The 26,571-nt window shown below is 65.7% G+C and carries 21 protein-coding genes and 4 pseudogenes; 20 read left to right on the top strand and 5 right to left on the bottom strand.

What is annotated here, in order from left to right:
* Positions 1 to 2: 2 nt before the first annotated feature.
* The 9 genes and pseudogenes from ACHMW6_RS13040 (at position 3) to ACHMW6_RS13080 (ending at position 10,856) form a co-directional block, all read left to right on the top strand.
* A complete protein-coding gene (locus tag ACHMW6_RS13040; RefSeq protein ID WP_395407521.1) occupies positions 3 to 878 on the top strand; it encodes an SDR family oxidoreductase in 876 nt (291 codons plus the stop codon).
* 11 nt (positions 879 to 889) lie between these two features.
* Positions 890 to 2,014: pseudogene (locus ACHMW6_RS13045) on the top strand (acyl-CoA dehydrogenase family protein); the annotation flags it as partial.
* 24 nt (positions 2,015 to 2,038) lie between these two features.
* A complete protein-coding gene (locus ACHMW6_RS13050; RefSeq protein ID WP_395408601.1) occupies positions 2,039 to 3,223 on the top strand; it encodes an acyl-CoA dehydrogenase family protein in 1,185 nt (394 codons plus the stop codon).
* The gene (locus ACHMW6_RS13055; RefSeq protein ID WP_395407522.1) at positions 3,220 to 4,002 is read left to right on the top strand and encodes an SDR family oxidoreductase; all 783 of its coding nucleotides are present in this window, start codon (positions 3,220 to 3,222) and stop codon (positions 4,000 to 4,002) included. The genes ACHMW6_RS13050 and ACHMW6_RS13055 overlap by 4 nt, the downstream gene beginning before the upstream one ends.
* An 8-nt stretch (positions 4,003 to 4,010) precedes the next feature.
* Positions 4,011 to 4,481, top strand: coding sequence for a MaoC family dehydratase (locus ACHMW6_RS13060; protein WP_395407523.1), 471 nt, complete (start codon positions 4,011 to 4,013; stop codon positions 4,479 to 4,481).
* 16 nt (positions 4,482 to 4,497) lie between these two features.
* Complete coding sequence (locus ACHMW6_RS13065; RefSeq protein ID WP_395407524.1) at positions 4,498 to 5,703, top strand: acetyl-CoA C-acyltransferase; 1,206 nt, start codon at positions 4,498 to 4,500, stop codon at positions 5,701 to 5,703.
* 40 nt (positions 5,704 to 5,743) lie between these two features.
* The gene (locus ACHMW6_RS13070) at positions 5,744 to 6,706 is read left to right on the top strand and encodes a WD40/YVTN/BNR-like repeat-containing protein (protein WP_395407525.1); all 963 of its coding nucleotides are present in this window, start codon (positions 5,744 to 5,746) and stop codon (positions 6,704 to 6,706) included.
* A gap of 564 nt (positions 6,707 to 7,270) precedes the next feature.
* Positions 7,271 to 7,585: pseudogene (locus ACHMW6_RS13075) on the top strand (MMPL family transporter); the annotation flags it as partial.
* Positions 7,586 to 7,700: 115 nt separating this feature from the next.
* Entirely contained in the window at positions 7,701 to 10,856 is a 3,156-nt protein-coding gene (locus ACHMW6_RS13080) for an efflux RND transporter permease subunit (RefSeq protein WP_395407526.1), read from the top strand.
* Positions 10,857 to 10,941: 85 nt separating this feature from the next.
* Here the strand turns inward: ACHMW6_RS13080 and ACHMW6_RS13085 are convergent, their stop codons facing one another.
* Positions 10,942 to 11,874, bottom strand: coding sequence for an alpha/beta hydrolase (locus ACHMW6_RS13085; RefSeq protein WP_395407527.1), 933 nt, complete (start codon positions 11,872 to 11,874; stop codon positions 10,942 to 10,944).
* Positions 11,875 to 12,044: 170 nt separating this feature from the next.
* On the opposite strand from ACHMW6_RS13085, the gene ACHMW6_RS13090 reads away from it, so the two are divergent.
* Complete coding sequence (locus tag ACHMW6_RS13090) at positions 12,045 to 13,079, top strand: Rieske 2Fe-2S domain-containing protein (RefSeq protein WP_395407528.1); 1,035 nt, start codon at positions 12,045 to 12,047, stop codon at positions 13,077 to 13,079.
* 27 nt (positions 13,080 to 13,106) lie between these two features.
* A complete protein-coding gene (locus ACHMW6_RS13095) occupies positions 13,107 to 14,255 on the top strand; it encodes a helix-turn-helix transcriptional regulator (RefSeq protein WP_395407530.1) in 1,149 nt (382 codons plus the stop codon).
* A 30-nt stretch (positions 14,256 to 14,285) separates the two neighbouring features.
* On the opposite strand, the gene ACHMW6_RS13100 is transcribed toward ACHMW6_RS13095, so the two are convergent.
* Together ACHMW6_RS13100 and ACHMW6_RS13105 are read right to left on the bottom strand one after the other, a co-directional pair.
* Positions 14,286 to 14,705, bottom strand: a complete 420-nt coding sequence (locus ACHMW6_RS13100; protein ID WP_395407531.1) for a nuclear transport factor 2 family protein — start codon at positions 14,703 to 14,705, stop codon at positions 14,286 to 14,288.
* A complete protein-coding gene (locus ACHMW6_RS13105; protein WP_395408602.1) occupies positions 14,702 to 15,553 on the bottom strand; it encodes an alpha/beta fold hydrolase in 852 nt (283 codons plus the stop codon). The genes ACHMW6_RS13100 and ACHMW6_RS13105 overlap by 4 nt, the downstream gene beginning before the upstream one ends.
* Positions 15,554 to 15,700: 147 nt before the next feature.
* Here ACHMW6_RS13105 and ACHMW6_RS13110 point away from each other — a divergent pair, with 147 nt between their 5' ends.
* The 9 genes and pseudogenes from ACHMW6_RS13110 to ACHMW6_RS13150 all read left to right on the top strand — a co-directional run bounded on the left by ACHMW6_RS13110 (position 15,701) and on the right by ACHMW6_RS13150 (position 24,880).
* Positions 15,701 to 16,486 carry an SDR family oxidoreductase gene (locus ACHMW6_RS13110; protein WP_395407532.1) on the top strand — a complete coding sequence of 262 codons (786 nt, stop codon included), beginning with the start codon at positions 15,701 to 15,703 and terminating at the stop codon, positions 16,484 to 16,486.
* A 91-nt stretch (positions 16,487 to 16,577) separates the two neighbouring features.
* Positions 16,578 to 18,299, top strand: coding sequence for a DUF1302 domain-containing protein (locus ACHMW6_RS13115; protein ID WP_395407533.1), 1,722 nt, complete (start codon positions 16,578 to 16,580; stop codon positions 18,297 to 18,299).
* A 23-nt stretch (positions 18,300 to 18,322) separates the two neighbouring features.
* Positions 18,323 to 19,714, top strand: a complete 1,392-nt coding sequence (locus ACHMW6_RS13120) for a DUF1329 domain-containing protein (protein ID WP_395407534.1) — start codon at positions 18,323 to 18,325, stop codon at positions 19,712 to 19,714.
* Between the two features lie 10 nt (positions 19,715 to 19,724).
* Positions 19,725 to 20,511, top strand: a pseudogene (locus tag ACHMW6_RS13125) (fumarylacetoacetate hydrolase family protein).
* A gap of 28 nt (positions 20,512 to 20,539) precedes the next feature.
* Positions 20,540 to 21,421 (top strand): acetaldehyde dehydrogenase (acetylating), encoded by an 882-nt coding sequence (locus tag ACHMW6_RS13130; RefSeq protein ID WP_395407535.1) that lies wholly within the window; start codon positions 20,540 to 20,542, stop codon positions 21,419 to 21,421.
* Positions 21,418 to 22,458, top strand: coding sequence for a 4-hydroxy-2-oxovalerate aldolase (dmpG, locus tag ACHMW6_RS13135; protein ID WP_395407536.1), 1,041 nt, complete (start codon positions 21,418 to 21,420; stop codon positions 22,456 to 22,458). The genes ACHMW6_RS13130 and dmpG overlap by 4 nt, the downstream gene beginning before the upstream one ends.
* On the top strand, positions 22,455 to 23,642 hold the full coding sequence (locus tag ACHMW6_RS13140; RefSeq protein WP_395407537.1) for an NADH:flavin oxidoreductase: 1,188 nt from the start codon (positions 22,455 to 22,457) through the stop codon (positions 23,640 to 23,642). The genes dmpG and ACHMW6_RS13140 overlap by 4 nt, the downstream gene beginning before the upstream one ends.
* Before the next feature lie 9 nt (positions 23,643 to 23,651).
* Positions 23,652 to 24,377 (top strand): EthD domain-containing protein, encoded by a 726-nt coding sequence (locus ACHMW6_RS13145; RefSeq protein WP_395407538.1) that lies wholly within the window; start codon positions 23,652 to 23,654, stop codon positions 24,375 to 24,377.
* Complete coding sequence (locus ACHMW6_RS13150; RefSeq protein ID WP_395407539.1) at positions 24,377 to 24,880, top strand: nuclear transport factor 2 family protein; 504 nt, start codon at positions 24,377 to 24,379, stop codon at positions 24,878 to 24,880. Before ACHMW6_RS13145 ends, ACHMW6_RS13150 begins: the two co-directional genes overlap by 1 nt.
* Positions 24,881 to 24,921: 41 nt before the next feature.
* Here ACHMW6_RS13150 and ACHMW6_RS13155 read toward each other — a convergent pair.
* Positions 24,922 to 25,783 (bottom strand): annotated as a pseudogene (locus tag ACHMW6_RS13155) (SDR family NAD(P)-dependent oxidoreductase).
* 10 nt (positions 25,784 to 25,793) lie between these two features.
* The gene (locus tag ACHMW6_RS13160; protein ID WP_395407540.1) at positions 25,794 to 26,564 is read right to left on the bottom strand and encodes an SDR family NAD(P)-dependent oxidoreductase; all 771 of its coding nucleotides are present in this window, start codon (positions 26,562 to 26,564) and stop codon (positions 25,794 to 25,796) included.
* Positions 26,565 to 26,571: the final 7 nt, after the last annotated feature.

The following is a 26,571-nucleotide window of genomic DNA, read 5'->3' on the forward strand; positions in this document are numbered from 1 at the left end:
TCATGAAACTTTGTAATGGCAGGACAGTCATCGTCACCGGCGCCGGCGGCGGCCTGGGGCGCGAATATGCCCTGGCGCTGGCAGCATCGGGCGCCAACGTCATCGTCAACGATATCCGGCCTGATGCCGCGCATGCGGTGGCCGTGGAAATCGCCGCGACCGGCGGCAAGGCAATGGCCAATTGTGGAGACATCACGACCATGGCCGGCGCCGAAAGCATCGTGGCGGCTGGCGTGGCCGTTTATGGTGAGGTGCATGCGCTGGTCAACAACGCTGGCATTTGCCGCGACCGCATGTTCGCCAGCATGGGCGAGGCGGACTGGGACGACGTGATGCGCGTGCACCTGAAGGGCCACTTCTGCCTGGCCAATGTGCTGGCGCGGCGCTGGCGCGACGCGTCCAAGGCCGGCAATCCGGTCGCGGCGCGCATCATCAACACCAGTTCCGGCGCGGGCCTGGCAGGCTCGGTCGGGCAGTCCAACTATGCTGCGGCCAAGGCGGGCATTGCCGCCCTGACGCTGGTGCAGGCGGTGGAACTGGCGCGCTACGGCGTCACGTCCAATTGCCTGGCGCCCGCCGCGCGCACCGGCATGACGCAGGACGTGTTCGGCGACATGATGAAGCCCCCGGAAGAGGGCTTCGATTACTTCGCCCCCGCCAATGTGGCTCCGCTGGTGGTCTGGCTGGCGAGCGCTGAATCGTCCGCCGTCACCGGCCGCACCTTCGAAGTGGCGGGCGGCCTGATCTCGCTGGCCGAAGGCTGGCAGGTGGGCCCCAAGCGCGACAAAGGCGCGCGCTGGCTGCCGCATGAAGTGGGCGACGCCGTGGCGCAACTCCTGGCGCAAGTGCGCGCCGCGCAGCCGGTATACGGTAGCTGAAGGCGGCCGCCATGGATTACACACTGAATGAAGAGCAGCAGATGATCCGCGACGCCGCCAGCGCCTTTCTGGCGGAGCGTTGCGACTCGGCGCGGCTGCGCGCGATGCTGGACGGCGCCCAGCCGACCGGCGGCGGGCAGGGCGCGGAGCTGTGGCGGGAGATGGGTGCTGACCTGGGCTGGTGCGGCCTGACCGTCCCCGAGGATTGCGGCGGCATGGCCCTGGGCCAGCTGGAACGCGCGCTGCTGATGGAAGAGATGGGCCGTCGCTTGCCGCCGGTGCCGTATTTCGCCAGCGCCTGCCTGGCAGCTGACGCGCTGCAATTCGCCAGTTCGTCACCCGCCGCGAAGCAATGGCTGGATCAGTTGGCCACCGGCGCGGTGACGGCGGCGCTGGCGCTGCCGCGGCTGGAGCGCTGGGACCCGTCGCATGGCACCGTGAGCGCGCAGCGGCTGGAACACGGGTACGTGCTGAGCGGCACGGTGGAGCAGGTGATCGGCGGCGCCCAGGCCGATGTACTGCTGGTGCCAGCGCTGGTGGCGGCCGATGAAGGCGGAGTAGCGCTGTTCTGCATCGCAGGCGGCACTCCCGGCGTAATCGTGACGCCTCTGCGCACCCTCGACAGCACGCGCGCCATCGCACGGCTGGAACTGGATGGCGCGCAGGTAGGCGCCGATGCCTGGCTGGGCGCTGGCGTGAAGCTGCAGGCCGGCCTGCGCCGCACCGTCACGCAGGCGACGTTGGCACTGGCGGCCGAGCAGGTGGGCAGCGCAAGGCAATGCCTGGCCCTGACCCTGGATTATGTCGGCGAGCGCATCCAGTTCGGCCGCACCATCGCCTCCTTCCAGGCCGTGAAGCACCGCTGTGCGCAAATGATGGTCGCGCTGGAGTCGGCTGCGTCGATGGTGCAGGGCGCGGCGCGGTTGCTGGATGCCGGCGGCGACATCGCCGCGGCGGAAATCGACGTGGCCTGCGCCAAACACGCCGCAAACCATGCAGCGTTCTACTGCGCCCAGGAAGCAATCCAGCTGCATGGCGGCGTTGGCTTTACCTGGGAATACGATCCGCATCTGTACTTCAAGCGCGCCCAGGCCGCCCGCAGCTGGTTTGGCGACGATGGCGACTGCCTGCAGCAAGTGGCACAGGCTCTGTCCGACGGCGTGGGCTGGGACAAAGGCGAAGCAGCACAGCCGGGCGAATTCGCGCAATGGCTGGAAGTGCAATTGTCCGGCCCCTACGCAAAGCTGCGCCACCGCGGCGGTCCGGGCGACGAAGACGCTTATCCCGAGGAACGCAAGCACTGGGAGTGCACGCTGGCCGACGCCGGCTGGACTTGCGCCGGCTGGCCGCGTGAACACGGCGGCAAGGAGCTGTCCCTGGCCGAACAGGTTTCCCATTATGAGCAGTACGCGCGCGCCGGTGGTCCTGGCCGCATGGGCCATATCGGCGAAGGCCTGATTGGGCCGACCCTGATCGCCTTGGGCACACTGGACCAGCAGCAGCGCCATCTGCCCGGTATCCGCAATGGCAGCACCTTCTGGTGCCAAGGCTATTCGGAGCCGAATGCAGGCTCCGATCTCGCCAATGTCCAGACCCGCGCCGTGCGCGACGAAGCTACGGGCGAGTGGATCGTCACCGGCCAAAAGGTGTGGACCTCGCTGGCGCATGAATCGCAATGGATCTTCGTGCTGGCGCGCTGCGAGCCGGGTTCGCGCGGCAGCAAGGGCCTGATCTTCCTGTTGATGCCGCTGGACCAGCCGGGCGTCGAAATCCGTCCGATCCGCCAGATCAGCGGCAGCGCCGAATTCAATGAAGTGTTCTTCGATGGCGCCCGTGCCCAGGCCTGCGACGTGGTCGGCAAGCCGGGCGAAGGATGGCAGGTGGCGATGGCCCTGCTGGGCTTCGAGCGCGGCTTGTCCACGCTGGGGCAGCAAATGCAATTCCTGCACGAGCTGGACCTGGTGATCGCCGCCGCCCGCGACAACGGCCGCTGGCACGACCGCTGCGCGCGTGACCGAATTGCCCAGGCCTGGATCGGCCTGCGCACCATGCGCTGCAACGCGCTGCGCATGCTGTCCGGCGCCGAGAGCGGGCAACTCGCGCCGGAATCGCTGATCTACAAATACCACTGGTCCAACTGGCACCGCGACCTGGGCGAACTGGCGATGGACGTGCTGGGCGCAGACGGCAACCTGCTCACCGGCGACGAGCGCACCAGCCGCCTGCAAGGTTTGTTCCTCTTCAGCCGCGCCGACACGATCTACGCCGGCGCCAACGAAATTCAACTCAATATCATCGCCGAGCGTGGCCTCGGCATGCCCAAGGAAGCGAGAGGCACCCAATGAATATCCCCCAATACGTGGCCGGCCACGGCCTGTTGCAAGGCAAATCCGTCCTGATCACGGCGGCTGCCGGCGGCGGCATCGGCTTTGCCGCCGCCCGCCGCGCCGCCGAGGAAGGCTGCCGCGCCCTGATGATTTCGGACATCCACGCCCAGCGCCTGGAAACAGCGGTGGCGCAACTGCGCAGCGAAACGGACTGTCCCGCCGTTTTCGGCCAGCTGTGCGATGTGTCGCAGGAAGACCAGGTGCGCGCGCTGGTGGCAGCAGCCGAGGACAAGCTGCAGGGCGTCGATGTGCTGATCAACAACGCTGGCCTGGGCGGCACGCGCCGCCTGGTCGATATGAGCGACACCGAATGGGACCGCGTGCTCGACATCACGCTCACCGGCACCTTCCGGATGACGCGCGCCATTCTGCCGGCGATGCAGGAGCGGCGCCGCGGCGTGATCGTCAACAACGCCTCCGTGCTGGGCTGGCGCGCGCAGAAGGAGCAGGCGCATTACGCCGCGGCCAAGGCCGGCGTGATGGCGCTGACCCGCTGCAGCGCGCTGGAGGCGGCCGAATACGGCGTGCGCATCAACGCCGTGGCGCCCAGCATCGCGCTGCACGACTTCCTGCGCAAGGCGGCGCCGCAGGAGTTGCTGGAGCAGCTCGCGTCGCGCGAAGCATTCGGCCGCGCCGCCGAAGTGTGGGAAGTGGCCAACGTGATGATGTTCCTGGCCAGCGACTACGCATCCTATATGGCTGGCGAAGTGGTCTCCGTCAGCAGCCAGCAGGCATGAGGAACGCCATGGAAATCCTCTCGCAGACGAAATTGGGCAGCGCCGGTGAATTCCTGGCCAGCGTTGGCCGCGAGCTGGGCGCCAGCCCCTGGCTGCTGATGGAGCAGCGCCGCATCGGCCTCTTTGCGGAGGCCACGGGCGATCACCAGTGGATTCACGTCGATCCGGTACGCGCCGCAGAAGGTCCGTTCGGCGCCTGCATCGCGCACGGTTACCTGACGCTGTCGCTGGTGAACCTGTTCCTGCCGCAAGTGCTGACGGTCGAAGGTATGAAGCTGGGCGTCAATTATGGCTGCGAGCGGGTGCGTTTCCCGGCGCCGCTTAGGGCGGGCAGCCGTGTGCGCGGCGTTTGCCGGCTGGTCGATGCGGAGGCGTTGTCCGGCGACGGCGTGCAGGCCGTCGTGCGCGTCACGCTGGAAATCGAAGGCCAGACCAAGCCGGCCTGCGTGGCGGACGTGATCAGCCGCTACTACTTTTGAGAAAACGAGGTAAACCATGCAAGAAGCAGTGATTGTTTCCACCGCCCGTACGCCGATCGGCAAGGCGTTCCGCGGTGCTTTCAACGACACCGAAGCGCCCGCGCTGGGCGGCCACGTGATCCGAGCCGCGCTGGCCAGGGTGCCGCAGATCGCCACGCACGAAGTGGAGGACGTGCTGATGGGCGCCGCTGCGCAGCAGGGCACGCAGGGCTACAACATCGGCCGCCTGAGCGCCGTGGCAGCAGGCCTGCCGTCCAGCGTGCCGGGCATGGCGCTCGACCGCATGTGCTCTTCCGGCCTGATGGCGATTGCCGGCGCTGCCAAATCCATCATGTGCGGCGAAATCGATATCGCCGTTGCTGGCGGCGTTGAATCGATTTCGCTGACGCAGAACAAGCATAAGAACAGTTTCCGCAGCCAGTCGCAGGCCGTGCTGGCGCACGACCCGGCTGCCTACATCCCGATGATCGAGACGGCGGAAATCGTCGCGCGCCGCTACGGCATCAGCCGCGCCGCACAGGACGAATACGCGCTGCAAAGCCAGCAGCGCGTGGCAGCCGCCCAGCGCGCCGGGCTGTTTGCGGACGAAATCGTGCCGCTGGCCAGCACACGGCTTCTGTTCGACCGTGAAGGCAAGCCGGCCGGCAGCGAAGAGGTGACGCTGGCGCACGATGAATGCGCCCGTGCCGCTACCGACGCGGCAGGGCTGGCGTTGCTGAAGCCGGTCTGGCAGGGCGGCCAATTGGTGGAGCAGGGCGAGTATGTCACCGCCGGCAATGCGTCGCAGCTGGCGGACGGCGCATCGGCCTGCGTGCTGACCAGTGCGGCCCTTGCGAAGGCGCGCGGACTGGCGCCGCTGGGCGCCTATCGCGGCCTGGCGGTGGCCGGCTGCGCTTCCGACGAAATGGGCATCGGTCCCGTATATGCGATCCCGAAGCTGCTGAAGCGGCACGGCATGACGGTGGCCGATATCGGGTTGTGGGAGTTGAACGAAGCCTTTGCCAGCCAGGTGCTGTATTGCCGCGACCAGCTGGGCATTCCGGACGCGCGGCTCAACGTCAACGGCGGGGCGATTGCGGTCGGCCATCCGTTCGGCATGAGCGGCTCGCGCCTGGTGGGCCATGCGCTGCTGGAAGGGAAGCGGCGCGGTGTACGCCATGTGGTCGTAACGATGTGCATTGGCGGCGGCATGGGCGCAGCCGCCCTGTTTGAAGTGTTCTAACAAAAACTGATGCGGCCAAAGAGCCGCAGAGGAGACAAGTATGTTCAAGACATTAAGGATTGCCAGCATCGCGCTCGCGCTGGCAGTGGCGGCGGGCGCCGTGTACGCCTTCGCCATGCGCCCGCACCCGGTGTTTGCTCCGACTGAAGTGCGCGCCGACCGCCTGCACATCAATGCGCTGGCGCAGGCGGGTCGGAGGCTGGTGGCGGTGGGCGAGGCCGGCCACGTGCTTTATTCCGACGATGGCGGCCAGCGCTGGCGCGATGCGGAGGTGGCGCAGCAGCCGGGTTCCACGCTGACGCAGCTCAGTTTCAGCGACGCGCTGCACGGCCTGGCCGTCGGCCACGACGGCGTGGTGCTGCGCACGGAGGATGGCGGCGCGCACTGGCGGCGTACTGCCTTTGATGCTGAACATACGGACCCACTGCTCGACGTGGCAGCCGGCGCCGACGGCGCGGCGATCGCTGTCGGCAGCTTCGGCCGCTTCCTGGTGTCGCGCGATGGCGGCGAACATTGGCAAACCGCGGCCACGCCGCCCGCCATCGCCGACGGCCACGCCAATGCGCTGGTGCGCGGCGCCGGTGGCAGGGTGCTGCTGGTGGGCGAGGCGGGCCTGTTGCAGCGATCCGCCGACGGCGGCGCTACCTGGGAAAAACTGGCCCTGCCTTACCAGGGCTCCCTGTTCGGCGGCCTGGCGCTGGCTGACGGCGCCTGGCTGGTGTTCGGCATGCGCGGCCATGTATTCCGCAGCGAGGATTTTGGCGCGAGCTGGCAGCCGGTGGATACCGGCCTGCCGACTTCCTACTTCGGCGGAGTGCAGTTGCGTGACGGCCGTGTTGTGCTGGTCGGGCAGGGCGGCGCCATCGTGCGCTCCGATGACGGCGGCAGGCATTTCCGCATCCACCGCGTGGGTGGGCGCGCCAGCCTGGCCGCCGTGCTCGAAGCGGCGCCGGGCCGGCTGCTGGTTGCCGGCGAAGCGGGCATTGCCCATGAGGCGCTGTGATGCGCCGCCCATCCAACAACACAAACGATGAGTGACATCATGAGCCAGCCAAAATCCTCCCTGTCCGCTTTTATCAATGCCTGCGGCGCGGCCTTGCTGCGCTATCGCAGCGCGCTCCTGTGGCTCTTCCTGCTCGCCACGGTGCTGCTGGGAGCGTCCGCCACGCGCCTGCGTCTCGATCCCGGGTTTGCCAAGACGGTGCCGTTGCAGCACCCCTATATGCAGACCTACACGGAATTTGCACGCCAGTTCGCGGGCGCTAACCGCATCCAGATCAGTCTGCGCTGGCAGGGCGAAGGCGATATCTACAATCCCGAATTCCTGGCCGCGCTGCGTGAAGTGACGGACGAGGTGTTCTTCGTGCCCGGTGTGGTGCGCAGCCGCGTGACTTCGCTGTTCACGCCGAATGTGCGCTATACCGAAGTGACGGAAGCCGGCTTCTATGGCGACGTGGTGGTACCAGCCCGTTTTTCTGGAAAGCCGGATGAACTGGCGCTGGTGCGCACCAATGTGGCGCGCTCGGGCCAGATCGGCCAGCTGGTTTCGAACGACTTGAAAAGCGCGATGGTGCAGGCCGAATTGCAGGAGACCGACCCGGTCAGCGGCAAGCGGCTGGATTATGTCGCCGTGGCGCGCCAGCTGGAACAGATCCGCGCGAAATATGCGGGCCGCCCCATTGAAGTGCACATTACGGGCTTTTCCAAGCTGATGGGCGATGTGATGGACGGCATCGCCGGTGTGCTGGTCTTTTTCGGTGTAGCCTTCGGCGTGACGGCGCTCCTGCTGCTGACGTACACACGCTCGCTGCGCATGAGCGCCCTGGCGCTGGCGGTCGCGCTGATGCCCGTGGTGTGGCTGCTGGGTGTGCTGCCCCTGATCGGCTTTGGCATCGACCCGATGTCCATCCTGGTGCCTTTCCTGATCTTCTCCATCGGCGTGTCGCACGCGGTGCAGATGACGAATGCCTGGCGCCTGGCAGTGCATGGCGGGGCCGATGCGCGGGCAGGCGGCCGCGCAAGCCTTCGGCGCGCTGTTCGTGCCAGGCACCTTGGCCCTGTTGACCAATGCGCTGGGCTTCCTCGTCATCATGACGATCAAGATCGATATTGTGCGCGAGCTGGGCGTGACGGCCTGCATCGGCGTGATGCTGATGATCTTGACGAACAAGATGTTCCTGCCGGTGCTGTTGTCGTATTGCGGCGAGCGGGCTGCCGGCAATGCGCCGCGCAAGGATGGCCAGCGCAGCCGCTTCTGGTGGACGCTTTCGTCCGCAGCATCGCCGCGCGTGGCGCCGCTGGTGCTGCTGTTGTGCGCCGTGCTGCTGGGTGTGGGGGCATATGGCGCGCGCGGCCTGCGCATCGGCGACATCGGTGCCGGCGCGCCCGAGTTGCGGGCTGATTCCCGCTACAACCGCGATCATGCGGCCATCGGCAGCCAGTACAACGTGGGCGCCGATGTGCTGTCCATCGTTGCCGTCAACAGCGGGGAGGGCGATGCCTGCCTGCGCTATCCGGTAATGAGCGCGATCGAGCGCTTCGAAATCCATATGCGTGGCGTGGCCGGTGTGCGCTCCGTCGTCAGCGTGCCATCGCTCGCGAAAGTCACGATCGGCGCCTATAACGAAGGCAGCCCGCGCTGGCAGGCCTTGCCCCGCACCAGCGCCGGCCTGCAGCAGGGTGCGCGCAGCTTCAATCCGGACGATGGCATGAACACGGAAAACTGCAAGGCAATCCAGGTGCTGGTGTATACGGACAACCATGAAGGCGCGACCATCGCGCACGTGGTGGCGGAAGCGAAAGCCTTCATCGCGTCCGGCCGCGCGGCCCCGGTCGAATTGCGGCTCGCCAGCGGAGACGTGGGCGTGATGGCTGCCACCAATGAGGCGGTGGAGGAGGCGGAAGTCGGCATGCTGCTGGCCATCTTTGGTGCGATTACCTTGCTATGCCTGCTGACCTTCCGCTCCGTGGCGGCTGTGCTGTGCATTATTGTGCCGCTGGCCCTCGTATCCATCCTGTGCAATGCGCTGATGCCGCTGCTGGGTATCGGCCTCAAGGTCTCGACCCTGCCGGTGGTGGCGCTGGGCGTGGGCGTGGGCGTCGATTACGGCATCTATCTGTACGAGCGTATCGCGCACCAGATGAAAGGTGTGGATCAGGATTTCCGCACGGCCTTCTATGAAGCGATGCGCCAGCGCGGAACCGCGGCGGTGTTCACGGCGGTGACAATGTCGCTGGGCGTGGTCACTTGGACTTTCTCGGCACTGAAATTCCAGGCCGATATGGGCGTTTTGCTGGCGTTTATGTTCCTCGTCAACGTGCTCGGGTCCATTTTCCTGCTGCCGGCACTGGCCGCCGGGCTTCTGGCAAGCCGCGCCAGGCCCGCGCCACAGCCTGGCGCCGCAGCCGACGTGCCCGATGAACAGGTCGAGCCGGACGTGATCGTGGTCGGTTCCGGCGGCGGCGCCATGCTGGCGGCAATTCGCGCGGCGGACAACGGCATGAAAGTGCTGGTGGTGGAGAAGTGTGCGCAATATGGCGGCACCACAGCCATTTCCGGCGGTGGCATCTGGATTCCCTGCAATCACCTGGGCGAGGAAGCCGGAGCGTCCGACAGTTTCGATGAAGCGCTGACCTATGTGCGCGCCTGCGTCGCGCCGCATATGAACGAAGCTCGGGTGCGCGCCTACCTGGAGACGGGGCCGCGCATGGTGCGTTACCTGCATGAGCGTACCCGCGTGCGCTTCACTGCGCTGCCGCATTACGCCGATTACTTCCAGCACAAGCCCTGCGCCAAGCCCGGTTTCCGCTCGCTGGACCCGGCGCCTTTCGACGCTGCGCAACTGGGCGATGATTTCGCCCTGCAGCGGCCCCCGCTGGCCGCGACCCTGATCGCAGGCCGCCTGTCGATGACCCAGATTGAGGCGCGGCTTATCCTCGGCAAGCATCCGGGCTGGATTCTCAAGCTGCTGGGCATCGGCTTGCGTTACCTGTTCGACCTGCACTGGCGCCGCCACACGCCTGCCGACCGCCGCCTGACCCTGGGCGCGGCGCTGGTGGCGGGCCTGCGCACTTCCTTGCGCGACCGTGGCGTGACGTTGTGGCTGGAGACTTCGCTTACCAGCCTGACTTATGACCAAGGCCGCGTAACGGGCGTCGTGGTTCAGCGCCGGGGCAAGAGCTTGCAGCTGAAGGCGCGCCACGGCGTGATCCTCGCAGCCGGTGGATTCGAATGGAACCAGCAGATGCGCGAGCAATACCTGCCGCAGCCGACGCGCGCCGAGTGGAGCGTGACGCCGCCCCACGCCAATACGGGCGATGCGATTCGAGCCGGACAGGCTGTCGGCGCCCGGCTCGATCTGATGGGCTATATGTGGGGCGTGCCCGCCGTGCAGGTGCCGGGCATGCCGCATACGCACCCGATCTTCGTGGAACGCTCGTTGCCGGGTTGCGTGATCGTCGACGCGGCGGGCAAGCGCTTCGCCAATGAGAACATGGCGTATTCGGAACTGGTGCAGACCATGTATGGCCGCGCCCAGCAGGGCCATGCATCGGCGGTGCCGGCCTGGATCGTGTTCGATGCACGCTTCCGCAAGCAGTATCCCTGCGGCCCGATTCTGCCAGCTTCCGTGATGCCGGACAGCCGCCTGCCGCCGGCGTTGCGCGAAGTGTTGCACAAGGCGGATTCGCTGGAGGAGCTGGCGACGCAGATCGGCGTCGATAGCGCGGGCTTGAAGGAGAGCGTGGCAGCCATGGGCCGCTTTGCGGCGGCTGGCGTCGATGAGGAGTTCGGCAAGGGCGACAACGCCTTCGACACTTATTACGGCGACATCAGCATCAAGCCCAATCCCTGCCTGGCTCCGCTGGCGCAGGCGCCGTTCTATGCAATCAAGCTGGTGCCCGGCGATATTGGCACCAAGGGCGGCCTGGTGACAGACGTCCATGCCCGCGTGCTGGGGCAGGATGGAGCGCCGATTCAAGGCCTGTACGCGATCGGCAATTGCAGTGCGGCGGTGATGGGGACCAGCTATCCGGGTGCTGGGTCGACCATCGGCCCGGCCATGGTGTTCGGTATGCTGGCAGCCGATCATCTGGCTGCGGCTAGCACGAAGTCTTCGCAGCCGGCGCAGGCTGCCGCGGAAGCGGTATCGTAAGCAAGCCGCGGACGTCCAATAAAACCAGAGGCGTAAAGCAGGTGTCAGCCACGATGTGGCTGACACCAGTTTTTTGCCGTGGGTTTTAGAACAAAGCGCGGCGCAACGCCTCCGCCCCCGTCGCCAGCGCATCGTCGGCGGCGGGCAAAGCCCCGACCATGCTGGCGAAACCGTGGAACAGCCCAGCCCACTCCCGCTCCAGCACCGGCACGCCAGCGTCGCGCAGTCGCTGCGCATAACGCACCGCTTCATCATGCAGGGGATCGCATTCCGCGGTCAGGATGGTAGCGGCAGGCAGCCCGGCCAGCGACTCGGCGCGCAGCGGGGACGCCCGCGGCGACAGGCGGTCCTGCCCGGACGGCACATACTGGCGCCAGAACCAGCGCATCAGGTCCGCCGTCAGTAAATATCCTTCCGCATAGCTGGCGTAGGAAGGCGTATCGCAACCGCCATCGAGCACCGGATAGAGCAGCAGCTGGTGCGCGAGTGCCGGCAATTCCTGCGCCGGGTCGCGCGCCAGTTGGGCGCAGGCGGCGGCCAGGTTGCCGCCCGCGCTGTCGCCCGCTACGGCCAGGCGCTGCGTATCGATGCCGAGCTGCCCGCCCTGTGCGGCGACCCAGCGCAGCGCCGCGCAGGCATCGTCCAGCGCGGCGGGGAACACCGCCTCCGGCGCCAGCCGGTAATCGACGGACAGCACGGCGCAGCCGCTCAGGCGGGCCAGCCGGCGGCAAATATTGTCATGCGAATCCAGCCCGCAGGCGACCCAGCCGCCGCCATGGAAAAACACCACGCCAGGCAGTTGACGGCCCGGTTGCGGGTGGTAGAGGCGCGCCGGCATCGGCCCGGCGGGACCGGGCAGCAGGCATTCGGTGACGCCGGCGACGTCCTCGTTCAGGGGCGCTGGTTGCAAACTTGCAACACCAGCGCGGTAATCGCTGGCGCGAAAGGTGGCGTAATCGGGGGCGGGCAGGGCGGCAAACATCGCCAGGATGGCCTGCACTTGGGGATCGTTGGGCATTGGGACTCCGTGTAGTAGTAGGGGGTGGCCGGGGTCCGCCGCGCGGACCGGCTCCCCGCACTATCGGCCCCGCCGCCCAGGCGGGCATCGTCCGTTAAGACGATGCAGCGGCGCCTGCGGACCCGTACTTTGTCGGTATGGCGCAAGACCATATCTATCAAGGAGACAGCATGAGCAAGACCTACAAGATCGAAGCGGCACCCGTCGCCGACCGCTACGCGCGCGGCTGGCATTGCCTGGGACTGGCGCAGGAATACAAGGATGGCAGGCCGCACACCCTGAACATCTTCGGCCGCAAGCTGGTGGCCTACCAGGGCGAGAGCGGCGCGCTGCACATCCTGGACGCGTATTGCCCCCATATGGGCGCGGACCTGAGCCAGGGCGAAGTCAAGGGCGATACGCTGGCCTGTCCCTTCCACGACTGGCGCTGGGGCAGCGACGGCGTGTGCCGCGAAATCCCTTACTGCAAGCGGGTGCCGCCCAAGGCCCGCATCGGCAGCTGGCCCTGCAAGGAGCAGAACCACCTGCTCTTCATCTGGAACGACCCCGAAAACAACCCGCCGCCGGAGGATGTGGCCATTCCCCCCATCGATGCCGCGTTTTCCGAGGAATGGACCGACTGGGTGATCGACCGCATGGTCATCGACATCAATTGCCGTGAGCTGATTGACAATGTTGCCGATATGGCCCATTTCGGCCACGTGCACGGCGCCAAGGTGGTCAGCTTCCACAACCGCTTCGAGCGCCATGAGGCGGAGCAGGTGATGGTCAGCCGCAGCCCGCGCCTGTCGGAAGACGGCATCCTGACCAGCACCGCCACCTATTACGGCCCGTCCTACCAGATCACCGTGATGAAGGGCGAGATGAACGGCTATCCGGTGGACTCCATCCTGCTCAATTGCCACGTGCCGATCGACCAGAACAGCTTTGAGCTGCGTTTCGGCGTGATGGTGCGCAAATTCCCCGGCCTGGACGAAGAGCAGAACCGCGCCGCCGCTCTGCAATACGTGAAGCTCACCCAGGAAGCTTTTTACGAGGATGTGGCGATCTGGCATAATAAAACCCGCATCGACAATCCTCTTTTATGCGAAGCGGATGGCCCGGTGTACCAGCTGCGCGAATGGTATGCGCAGTTCTATACCGACCTGGCGCAAGTGCCGCCGCATATGAGCGAGCGTCGCATCTTCAAAATGGATTTGGCCTGAGCGGGTGCTGCCAGCCCTTGGGGACTTATGAAGAACGCCATTGCCACCTTCCCGCTGGAGAAATTCAGCGGATTGATCGCATCCATCTACGACGGTCTGCTGGAACCTATCCCGTGGGAGAAATGCCTGCTAGGCTTGCGCAGCCTGCTCGAAGCGAATTACGTAACCCTGATCCTGCGCCAGCCTTCGGTCGGCGACCATGGCCTGATGGTGAATGTGGGCGACGTCACCACCGAGGGCCTGATTTCCTATAACAGCCACTTTTTCGCAATGGACCCATTCGTTGGGCTGCCGGGCGACCGCATGGTCACGCTCACCGACATCCTCGATGAGAAAGCCTGGCTGGCGTCGCCTTTCTACCAGGAGTTCCTGAAGCCCTACGATGTGCATCGCCTGATGGGCGCGGATATCCGCACCGCCGACGGCGGCGAGTGCCGGCTGCGCGTTTGCCGCGGCCACGGCGCGCCCAACTTCAGCAGCGCCGACAAGGAGCTGTGCGGCCTGCTGCTGCCGCACTTCAGGCGCGCCGTGCATTTCCACGGCAGGCTGGATCTGGCCGAATCGGAGCGTCGCCTGTATGCGGGCGCGATGGACCGGCTGATGGTGGCGACCATCATCCTCGACAAGCATGGCCGCGTACTGAAGACGAATACCCAGGCCGATGAATTGCTGGCGGCGGCGGACGGCATGCGCCTGGTCGGCAATATGCCCCATGCCACCCATGCCAGCGGCAACCGCGAGCTGCAGCGCCTGATCAAGCATGCGCTGGAAGGGCGCCTGCCGGCGAACCGCACCGACGTGGTGGAAGCCATTTCGCTGGAACGCCAGTCGGGCAAGCGCAACCTGGGCGTGGTGGTGCATACGGTGCAGCCCAGCGAATGGTCGGAAGGCACCAGCAGCCCGGCTGCGGCGATCTATATCCGCGATCCGGAACACAAGGCGCAGGCGCCGATCGATATCGTGCGCCAGTTGTTCAACTTCACTCCGGCCGAAGCGGGGCTGGCGGTGCAGCTGGCGAATGGACTGTCGCTGGAAGATGCGGCGCTGGAACTGGGCATACGCCGCAACACGGCGCGCGCCCATTTGCGGGCGATCTTTTCCAAGACGGATGTCACGCGCCAGACGGAACTGGTGCGGCTGCTGCTGAACAGCGTGGCGAATATGGGCATTCGCTGAGAAGGGCATCCGCAGGATGCCCAAATCATGCTATTCGACGGAGTGCGCGTCCCAGAACGCGCGCAGGCGGCGGATCTTGCCGTTGGCGTCGAACTGGAAGTTGTCGATAATGCGCAGGGTGGCGCTGCCGGCGCCGGCGTATTCCACCCGCAGGTTAAACGCGGCCACTGCCTCGTCTCCGCACACGGCCAGGCGCACCAGTTCCGCTTCGAACTTCGCGTGAGGCCCTTCGGCGCGCGCCCAGAAGGCCTGCAGCGCGGCCTTGCCGACGATAGGCTCGGCGCCGACCGGATCCTCCAGCACCGCGTCTTCCGCGAACAGGCTGGCGCGCGCCGCGCTGTCGCCGCTGCGCCAGCTGTGCAGGTAGGCGCGCACGGCCGCTTCCACCTGGGCCGGCGGCAGCTCGGATCGAATCGCCAGCAGCATTTCCTTCATCATTTCCTTGATCATTTCACGTCTCCTCTTGGTTCGGCCAGGAAGGCCAGGCAATCACGGTTGAATACTTCGCGGTGTTCCACCATCACCCAGTGGCCGCAGCGGTTGACCAGCAGGCAGCGTGCATCGGGGCAGTGCGCCAGCAGCTTGTGGGCGCCGGAGACGGGATTGAATCGGTCCTCCACGCCCCAGAAGGCTAGCACCGGGCAGGCCAGGTCTTCGAGCCGCTCCGTCATGTTCGGCACGCGCATGGTGGACAGCACCGACGGCGGCTGCACGTCGCAGATCGGCAGGCGCTCCCCGATCAGCGCATCGGTGATGTGGACGGGATCGGCCACCAGCAGCGACATCAACTCGCGCATCGTGGTGGCGTTCAGCTCGCGGTTGGCAAACAGCGACACCATGCGCTGTATGCCCTCCATCTGGAAGTAGGTCGAACGGTCTTCAACGCCGCCCGGCGCCATCAGCACAAGTTTTTCCACATCGGCGGGAAAGTCGAGCGCATACATGATGGCGATGGCGCCGCCCAGCGAATTGCCGACCAGGATGCAGCGGCGGATATCGAGGGCCTGCAGCAGCGCGCGCAGGGCGCCGACAAAGAAATCCAGCACATATTCGGCATCGGCTGGCTTGGATGACAGACCGTAGCCGGGCAAGTCCGGCACGATCACGCGGTGGCCCTGTTCGGCGAAGGCCGGGTAGTTGTGCTTGAAGTTGCTGTAGCCGCTGGCGCCAGGTCCGCTGCCGTGCAGGAACACAACAGGTACCTCGCAGTCTGTATCGCCGGCTTCGTGGTAGTGCAGCGTGAGCCCGTTGGCCAGCGGCACATAGCGGCCCTGCGGGATGGGAGTGGAAGACGTCATGTCGATCATGTCGAAGGTCCTTGTGCGGTAGGTACAAGCATCGTCGCGCAAGGCGATGCGGCCGGCATCGTCCCTTCAGACTAAGACGGCGGCCCCGCAATTTCCTACCATCGGAACATCTGAAAACAAGGGAAAAGGGAGTCGCACATGCAATCACATTTCGACAGCAACGGACGCACGTACAGTGGGCAAGTAGTCCTGGTTACCGGCGGCACCCGCGGCATCGGCCGCGCCATCGCCATGGCCTTCCTGGAGCGCGGCGCCACCGTGCTGGTGTGCGGCCGCAAGCCGCCCGAAGAACCGGTGGCCGCCGGCGGCAGGCGGGCGGCGTTTATCCGGGCCGACGTGCGCGATGCGGAACAGGTGCAGGCGCTGTATGCGGCGATCCAGCAACAGCACGGGCGGCTGGACATCCTGGTCAACAACGCCGGCGGCAGCCCGCACGTGATGGCGGCCGACGCATCGCCGCGCCTGACGGCATCCATCATCGCGCTGAACCTCACGGCGCCATTGCTGCTGGCGCAGGGCGCTTATGCACTGATGGCCGGGCAGGGCGGCGTGATCCTGTTTATCGGCAGCGTCAGCGCCTTGCGTCCGTCGCCCGGCACGGCGGCCTACGGCGCGGCCAAGGCGGGCATTGTGAACCTGGTGCGTTCGCTTGCGGTGGAGTGGGCGCCCAGGGTGCGGGTGGCGGCCGTGAGCCCGGGGCTGGTGCTGACGGACGAAGCGCTGTCGCACTATGGCGACGAAAGCCGGCTGGATGCAGTCGGTGCAACCATTCCTTTGGGCCGCCTGGCGCAGCCGGAAGAAATTGCGTCCGCCTGCCTCTACCTGGCATCGCCAGCCGCGGCCTACGCCAGCGGCTGCAACCTGGTGCTGGACGGCGGCGGCGAACGCCCGGCCTTCCTGGCCGCCGCCAATCCCGCAGCGTGAATTTGCAGACTAGTCCATTCAGCCGATGTAGCAAGGGCGGCAAAAATCGACACTGGTTCAGGCAAAGACCATTACAACGAGGAGACGAAGCATGAATCAAGCAACACCACCTGCGATGCCACGGACGTTGCGACGCATCGCTCAGGCAGCGATGCTGTTGGCCAGTGCGCCTTCGCTGGCGGCGCCCACCATCACGCTGGGCGACGAGGCCACACTGGATGTCAACGCGACCGTGAACTACGGCATGGCCGTGCGTCTGCGCGCACCGTCCGAAGTCCTGGTCAACGGCCCGGTCGGCGCCGCCGGCCTGCCAACCACCATCAATTCCGACGACGGCGACCGCAATTTCAAGCGCTACCGCCTGACGGAAAACCGCGTCAGCGCGCTGCTGGAAGGCGACCTGAAATACCGCAACCTCGGCGTTTTCGCCCGCGCCAGCATGTTCTACGACGGCGCATACAACCGCCACAACGACAACAATTCTCCCTTCACCGTCAACAAGGGCGGCGACCCGCGCGAATTCACCAGCGACGCGCGCGATTACGCGGGCCGCCGTGCGCGCCTGCTCGATGTCTATGCCTACGGTGCTTTCACGCTGGGCGAGAGCAAGCTGAATCTGCGCGCCGGCCAGCAGGTGGTGCAGTGGGGCGAAGCGCTGTACTTCCCGAATATCGCCGGGGCACAGGCGCCGGCCGACGCTACCAAGGCCAATGTGGCGGGCGCTGAAGTGAAGGACATCCTGCTGCCGACCGGCCAGGTGTCGGCGCAGTGGGCCATCACGCCGGAAGTGAGCGCGATGGCGTACTACCAGTACAAGTACAAGCCGACCGAGGTTAACCCGGCCGGCACCTACTTCAGCTACGCCGACATGATCGGTCCCGGCGCCGACCGTATCTACACCATGGCCAATCCGCTGCTGGCCAATCCCGCCACGGCGTCCTTGCCCGGCCTGCCGCTGGCGCTGACAGCGCAGCGCGGGCCGGACATCTCGCCCAGCAACCAAGGCCAGTTCGGCGTTGGCCTGCGCGTGCGACCGGTGGCGCAAACGGAGCTGGGCGTCTACTACCTGCGCTACCACGACAAGAATCCCAGCGTGGTCACCAACTTCGGCATCGCCACGCTGTATCCGGGCCTGCCGCAGGCTGGCATCCCGGCCATCACGTCGGCGGTGCTGCCGCCTGCCTTCCAGTTCCTGCCGGTGTCCTACCAGGTCAGGTATTTCGACGGCATCCATCTGACGGGCGCCACTTTCTCGACCCAGGTCATGGGCATCAGCCTGGCCGGAGAGGTGAGCCGCCGTTCGGGCGCGCCGGTGCTGGTCAACACGCCGGCAGGTCCCGTGGCTTCGCGCTCGCGCTCGTGGCAGGCCCAGATCTCGGCCATCAAGGCGATCGAAAAGACGCCGCTGGCCGACAACATGATGCTGGTGGCCGAAGTGGGCGTGCACCGTGTCGGCAGCGTCGATGCCGTGAACATGGGCGGCGTCCAGTACACGGACCTGAATGCGACCCGTACTTCCTGGGGTTATGTGCTCGGCCCCACGTTGAGTTACCAGAATGTGTTCAGCGGCTGGGACGTGGATGTTCCCATCACTTTCCAGCACCTGGTGCGCGGCGTGCCGGCCGTGGCGGGCAGCTTCGGCAGCCTGACCGGCAAGGGCGACAAGCGTCTCAGCGTCGGCATGACCTTCCGCTACCTGAATAACCTGGAACTGGGCGTGGCCTACAACGCCTTCCTGGGCCGTCCCGATCCGGTCCTGCGTCCGCTGGCTGACCGCGACTACGTCAGCTTCAACGTCAAGTACCGCTTCTAAATCCATCACAGCAGGAGAACACCATGAATACCACGATCCGACACACCATCCTGCGCGCGGTTCTGCTGGGCGCATGCGTCGCAGCGGCGACCGCGGAAGCCGCCAGCGTCGAGGACATCAAGATCCTGGGCACCACGCTGACGCCGATGGGCGCGGAAAAAGAAGGCAACAAGGACGGCAGCATTCCGCCATATTCCGGCAAGTGGCTGGGCGCGCCGCCGGGAATGAATTTCAGCGGCACCGGCAAGGTGCACCCGGACCCCTACGCCAGTGAAAAGCCGCTGTTCACCATCACCGCGCAAAACTTGGCGCAGTATGCGGACCGCCTCAGCGAAGGCGAGAAGGCGCTGTTCAAGCGCTATCCGGCCACCTTCCGCATGCCGGTCTATCCAAGCCACCGCGATTTCCGCTATCCGGACAAGGTGCTGGCCAATGTGAAGGAAAACGCCCAGGGCGCCGCAGTGTCCAACGATGGCATGACCTTGAGCGGCGCCTTTGCCGGCCCGGCTTTCCCCCTGCCGAAAAGCGGCATTGAACTGTTCTGGAATACGCAGACTGTCTGGCGCGCCAATAATGAAATCGCGATCTACGACCAGGCCGTGGTCTACCCGGACGGGAACAAGGCCTGGGGACGCACCAATTACCGCATGCTGGCAACCTTCAACAGCCCGACCTCCGACCGCAAGGCCGTGCTGGACCGCGGCGCGGGCGGCCCGTCGAACTACTTCCTGACCAACACCATCCTGCCCGAGCGCGACAAGGGCACGATCAATGTCGGTTTCGAGACCAATGATTTCGCCAACCATCCTCGCCAGACCTGGAGCTACAACCCCGGCACGCGCCGCGTGCGCCAGGCGCCGGAATTCGGCTTCGACCAGCCTTTCGGCCCCGGCGGTTTCCATACCGTGGACGAAGACCGCCTGTTCAACGGCTCGCCCGAGCGCTATGACTGGAAGATCATCGGCAAGCGTGAAATGTACATCCCGTATCACGCCAACCGCCTGGACGACCCGGCCGTCAAGTACAACGACATGCTGGCTAAAGGCCATCTGAACCCTGACCTGATGCGCTATGAGCTGCACCGCGTGTGGGTGCTGGAGGGACGCGTGAAGACCGGCATGCGCCACCTGTATGCGCGCCGCGTGATGTATGTCGATGAGGACAGCTGGAACGCCGTGATGGCCGACCACTACGATGCGCGCGGCGAATTGTGGCGCGTGGCGATGGTCAACCTGGTGTATGCCTACGAACTGCAGGGCTACCACGCGCGCGTGACCGTGTACCACGACCTGGTGTCCGGCGCCTATATGGCGGACCGCCTGACCAATGAGCAGCCGAAAGCGGCCCGCATCAACACGGGCGAACTGAAGCCCTCCGACTACACGCCAGATGCGGCGCGCCAGTCCGGCCTGTGAGGAAGCCAGCATGATCAGCAATGAACAACTCGACGCCATCGGCGATCGCCTGTATGAAGCCTGGCGCGGACGGCGTCCGCTGGCGCCGCCCAGCGAGGCGCAGTCGCAACTGACGATCGACCAAGCCTACCGCATCCAGCAGCGCATGGTGGCGCGGCGCGTGGGGCAGGGCGAGCAGGTGATCGGCAAGAAGATCGGCGTTACCAGCAAGGCCGTACAGGACATGCTCGATGTGCGGCAGCCGGACTTTGGCATCCTCCTGTCCCGGCATGGCGTACGACGACGGCGCCGCCATCCCGATGGACAGCATGATCCAGCCGCGCGCCGAAGGCGAGATCGCCTTCTTCCTGCACAGCCGCCTGCAAGGTCCGGGCGTGACAGCGGCCGATGTGCTGGCTGCCACGCGCAATGTGGCGGCCTGCTTCGAAATCGTCGATTCGCGCGTGCAGGACTGGCGCATCCGCATCGCCGATACGGTGGCCGACAACGCCTCCTGCGGCGTGTTCGCGATCGGCGCCGAACGCGTGAATCCGGCCACGCTGGACCTCGCAGCCTGCACCATGACCATCGAAAAGAATGGTGAAGAGGTGGCGACCGGCGTTGGCGCCGCGGCACTGGGCCATCCGGCCGAGGCGGTGGCCTGGCTTGCCAATGAGCTGGGCGCGCGCGGCATCGCGCTGGAGCCGGACGAGCCGATTCTTTCGGGCTCGCTGGCGGTGCTGGTGCCGGTCAAGGCGGGCGATGCGCTGACTGTGCGCATCGAAGGCATCGGCAGCTGCGCCGTGTCCTTCGTCTAAACGATTCCTTAACTTTCTAGGCACTGACATGAAAAAAATCAGATGTGCATTGATCGGGCCGGGCAATATCGGCACCGATCTGCTGTATAAACTGCGGCGCAGTCCCTGGCTGGAGCCGGTCTGGATGGTGGGCATCGACCCGTCGTCGGAGGGCCTGCAGCGCGCAGCCGAACTGGGATTGAAAACCACGGCGGAAGGCGTGGACGGGCTGCTGCCCCATGTGGTGGAAGACGGCATCCAGATCGCCTTCGACGCCACCTCGGCCTACGTGCATGCGGAGAACTCCCGCAAGCTGAACGCCCTGGGCGTGCTGATGATCGACCTGACCCCCGCCGCCATTGGCCCATTCTGTGTGCCGCCGGTGAACCTGTCCCGCCAGCTGGGGCAGAACGTCAATATGGTCACCTGCGGCGGCCAGGCCACCATCCCGATGGTAGCAGCCATTTCGCGCGTGCAGCCGGTGGAATACGCGGAGATCGTGGCCACTACGTCCTCGCGTTCCGTTGGTCCGGGCACACGCGCCAATATCGATGAATTCACCCGCACTACGGCCAGCGCCGTCGAACAGGTAGGCGGCGCCAAACGGGGCAAGGCCATCATCGTCATCAATCCGGCCGAACCGCCAATGATCATGCGCGATACCGTGCACTGCCTGACCGAAACCGAGCCGGATCGTGACGCCATCACGGCATCGATCCACGCCATGATCGCCGAAGTGCAAAAGTACGTGCCGGGCTACCGCCTGGTCAACGGCCCGGTATTCGACGGCAACCGCGTGTCCGTGTTCCTGGAGGTCGAGGGCCTTGGCGATTACCTGCCGAAGTACGCCGGCAACCTGGACATCATGACGGCAGCGGCGGCCCGCACGGCCGAACTGTACGCGCAAAGCATCCTGCAGGAGGCGGCATGACGAACAAAAAAAGCATCACCCTGCATGACATGACCCTAAGGGATGGCATGCACCCCAAGCGCCACCAGATGACATTGGAGCAGATGAAAACCATCGCCCAGGGCCTGGATGCGGCGGGCATTCCGCTGATCGAAGTCACGCATGGCGATGGCCTGGGTGGATCATCCGTCAACTATGGCTTTCCGCTGCACAGCGACGAGGAATACCTGGGCGCAGTGATTCCGCTGATGAAGCGCGCCAAGGTGTCGGCCCTGCTGTTGCCGGGCATCGGCACCGTCGATCATTTGCGCATGGCGTATGAACTGGGCGTTTCCACCATTCGCGTGGCGACGCATTGCACCGAGGCGGACGTGTCGCAGCAGCACATCGCGCATGCGCGCAAGCTGGGCATGGATACCGTGGGCTTCCTGATGATGGCCCATATGACTTCACCGGAAAACCTGCTGCGGCAGGCGCAGCTGATGGAAAGCTATGGCGCCAACTGCATCTACTGCACCGATTCGGCCGGCTATATGCTGCCGGAAGACGTGAAGCAGCGCATCGGCCTGTTGCGCGAAAAGCTGAAGCCGGAAACGGAACTGGGCTTCCACGCCCACCACAATCTGGCGATGGGCGTGGCCAATTCGCTGACGGCAATCGAATATGGCGCCAGCCGCATTGATGCGGCGGCGGCCGGCCTGGGCGCCGGCGCCGGCAACACTCCGATGGAAGTGCTGGTGGCCGTGTGCGCGCGCATGGGCATCCAGACCGGCGTGGACCTGTATCAGATCCAGGACGTGGCGGAAGACCTGGTGGTGCCGATGATGGACTTCCCGATCCGCATCGACCGCGACGCGCTTACGCTCGGCTACGCGGGCGTGTACGGCTCCTTCCTGCTGTTCGCCAAACGCGCCGAGCAGCGCTATGGCGTGCCGGCGCGCGACATCCTGCTGGAAATGGGACGGCGCGGCATGGTGGGCGGCCAGGAAGATATGATCGAGGATACGGCGCTGACCATGGCCCGCGAGCGCGCCGCGGCAACGGAGCGCGCCGCATGACCGCGGCGGCGCTGCAGCCTTTCAAGCTGGCCGGCCTGACGCTGCACAACCGCATCGTCAAGGCCGCGACTTTCGAAGGGCGCACACCGGGAGGCGAGCCGGGGCCGGAACTGGCTGCCTTCCACGCGCGCTTCGCAAAAGGCGGTACGGCGCTGACCACGGTGTCGTATTGCGCAGTGTCGCCCGATGCCCGCACCTTCGAAGACCAGCTCTACCTGCATGAGGGAGTATTCGGTGGCATCAAGGCGCTGGCCGAGGCGGTGCACGCGGAAGGCGGCGCCGTGTCCGGCCAACTCGCCCACTGCGGCGGATTCAAACGCAACACGCCGGTGGAGGCGCGCCGGCCGCTCGGGCCTTCCGGCGGCATCAACCAGTATGGCTTGCTGTCCGGCGTGCCGCTGTCGGGCGCGATGGGCAAGGAAGACTTTGCCCGCGTGGTCCGGCAATACGGCGAATCCGCCCACCTGCTGCGACGTGCCGGTTTCGATGCGCTCGAAATCCACATGGGGCACGGCTATTTGCTCAGCCAGTTCCTCAGCCCCGCCAGCAACCGCCGAACAGACGAATATGGCGGCAGCCTGCCCAACCGCATGCGCTTCCCTCTGCAAGTGCTGGCGGCGGTGCGCGCGGTTGTTGGCGACGACTTTCCCATCCTGTGCAAGATCAACCTTGCGGATGGCTTCGATGGCGGCATGACGCTGGATGATTGCGTGCAGGCTTGCCGCTTGCTGGAGCAGGGCGGCATCGATGCGATCGAACTGAGTGGCGGCTACGTCAGCCGCACGCCGATGTATCTCTTTGGGGGCGGCGGCAGTCCGCTGCCGGCCATGATACGCGCCGAGGCGAGCTCCCTGCACCGGCTGATGTTGCGGCTGGGCGGCGGGAAGCTGTTTCCGTCCTTGCCCTACCGCGATCTTTACTTCCTGGAGCAGGCGCGCCGGGTGCGCGATGCGGTGCAAGTGCCTCTGGTGTATCTGGGCGGCGCCAGCTCGGCGGCGCACATCGAAACGGCGCTGGCCGCCGGCTTCGACCTGGTGGCGCTGGGCCGTGCGCTGTTGTACGACCCTGACCTGTGCCGGCGCCTGGCCAGCGAACCCGAATATCAGAGCGGCTGCACGCATTGCAATGGCTGCGTGGCCTCGATGGCGTTGCCGGGCGGCACGCGCTGTACCTATAACGTATAAGGAGACCAGATGGAAAAGGTGATCTACGCGCTGTGGCGCGAGCCGCGCGTCACGGAGGAGGCATTTGCAGCCACCTTGCGCGGTGAATTGTCCCGGCAGTTGCTGGCACTGGGTGCGCGCGGCCTGCAAGTCAATGTGTGTGACGAAGCGGTGGCGCCGGCAGCGGCCTTGCGTCAGTCGCAGACGCAGCCGCCAATCGGCGGCGCCGTTTCGCTATGGCTGGACAGCGCCAATGCCCAGTTCCGCAAGCCTTTCGACCAGGCGGTAGCGGCCGTGTGCAGCCATATGGCAGCTTACGTGGTGTCGGAATCGGTACCGATCCGTAATACGCGTCATCCTGCCCGGCCGGGCGAGCGCACGGAGGGCTTCTCGCAGCTGGCCTTCCTCAGTGTGCCGCCACGCCTGACGCCGGAAGCGTGGCTGGATATCTGGCACGGCCACCATACGCAGGTTGCGATCGACACGCAGGACAACTTCCAGTATGTGCAGAACTTCGTCGTCCGTCCGCTGACCTATGGCGCCCCGCGTTACGCGGCGATCGTCGAGGAATGCTTCCCGGCGGCGGCGATGACCGATCCGCAGGTATTCTTTGACGCCCCGGGCGACCCCGAAAAATTCAAGCGCAACCTCGATACCATGATGGACAGCTGCAGCCGCTTCATCGATTTCGACAAGATCGACGTGGTGCCGACCAGTCAGTATGTGATGCGCCAGCCGGCATGGGAGGAACGCTAATGGACAGCACCGTAGCAGCCGCACTGGCCGCGCGCGTGGCCCGCCTTGAAGCGGTGGAAGCAATCCGCCAGCTGAAAGCGCGCTATTTCCACAGCTGCGACGGCAAGGACCCGGACGCCATGCGCGCCTGTTTCGTGCACGGGCCGGTGGAAATCGATTATGGCGCGCTGGGCACGTTCAATGACCGCGAAGGACTGGTGCGCCTGTTCACGCAGCTCGGTTGTCATCCGCACTTGCTTGAAATGCACCATGGATCGAATCCGGACATTACGCTGATCGATGCCGACCACGCCTGCGGCCAGTGGTCGCTGCACTACCAGCAGATCGACACGGAAAAGCGCATGGTCACCCAGCTTGGCGCTGTGTATTACGACCGCTACCGCCGCGTCGATGGTGCGTGGAAGATCAGCGCCACGCGCTGCGAGGTGACATCGTGCATTGTGGTGTCGATGGCGGAGGGCGTATCGCAGGTGGTGCACACTGGTCGCAGCCTGCCAGCCTGACATGCCGGGGCCAGCCTGCGGGAGCAGGCCGGCCCTTTGTCTTATTCGACGATGGCAGGATGTGCCTGAACCGGTCCGCCCAGCATGGCGCGGTGCGACGGAGGCTGTTTGCCGTCCAGATCAAGAATACCGTATTCCTCCGCCAGTTCCGCGCCTATCAGCACCTGGCCCGATTTCTCCATCATGGCAGGATCGCGGTACAGGGCGGCGATGACCATGCCGGTAAAACTGCGGGCTTTCCGCCAGCGGTTCGAAGGCCGAATATTTTTCCGGCTCGCGCTGCCATACAGCCCTGGTGCGCTCCGTATTCAATGGCCCCATCCACAGCGACACCGCCGCCACATTGTGCGGACGCAGGTCGACCGCCATGTCCTTGGCAAATTTGTCGACGCCCGACTTTTGCGCGCCATAGGCCGGACCGTGCATATAGCAGCTGGCGCCGAACGAAGAGGTGAAAACGATCAGGCCGCGGCCGGAAGCGATCAGCAGCGGCGCCGCATGATGGCTGGCCACATAGCCGGAGCGCAGGCCCACATCAAGGATGTCCACCAGGTCCAGCGGCTTTTCCCAGAAAGGACCCCTGTCGATCAGGCGGTCATGCAGGAAGGTGGCATTGTTGACGAGGATGTCCAGCCGCCCATGTTCGCGGCGGACCTGCTCGAACAGCGCCGCCACCTGGGCATCGTCCGTATGGTCGCAGGCCACGGCGATGCCCTTGCCGCCGGCGGCCGTCACTTCGGCGGCGGTGGCGTGGATCGTGCCGGGCAGGGCGGCGTCGCCCTCGCGCTGCGAACGGCCGGTGATGTAGACGGTGGCGCCGGCTGCGCCCAGCGCCAGGGCGATGCCCTTGCCCGCGCCGCGCGATGCGCCGGTGACGACAGCGATCAGTGGAGTTTGTGCCATATGGTGTCCTTTACATGCGCTGGGAGGAGAGATTGCCGCCATCGACCACGATTTCGGCCGCCGTGATATAGCTCGCTTCGTCCGACAGCAGGAAGCGCGCGACGCGGCCCACTTCCTCCGGCTTGCCCAGGCGGGACAGCAGGATGCGGCGCTCGAAGGCGCCCGGCGGCAGATGGTCGACCACCGGCTTGATCATCGGCGTCAGGATCTGGCCCGGCGAAACGGCGTTGATGCGGATGCCGTCGGCGCCTAGCGCGTCGGCCAGCGAACGCACCAGCGACAGCATGCCGCCCTTGGATGCGCTGTAGATCGGATTGACGGCGTTACCGAGCGTGGCGTTGATGGACGCGATGCCGACAATGGCGGCGCCGGGACTGGCGCGCAAATCCTCGTGCAGGGCATTGACCAGCAGGGCCAGCGGACGCAGGTTGACGTTCATGACTTTGTCCCAATGCTCGGGGGTGAGGCCGGCAATGGAACCCATGTCCACGATGCCTGCCGCGTGAACCAGGCCGCCGATCGGAGGCAGGGCGGCGCGGCTTGTCGCCAATGCTGCGGGCAATGCGGAGGCATCGGCCAGGTCGATGCCCACGCCGATAGCGCGTACCTTGTACTCGCGTTCGATGACTGCCGCCATTTCGGTGGCGGCGGAAGCATTGATGTCCCACAACGCTACGGGACGGCCGGCCTGTGCCAGCGCCTGTGCGCAGGCCAGGCCGATGCCGGAAGCGCCGCCAGTGACAATCACGGCGGACGACGGAGAAGACAGCAAATTACTCATGATGGAC

It is taken from the genome of Pseudoduganella sp. UC29_106 (assembly GCF_044055365.1).
In the GTDB taxonomy this organism is placed as follows: domain Bacteria; phylum Pseudomonadota; class Gammaproteobacteria; order Burkholderiales; family Burkholderiaceae_D; genus Rugamonas.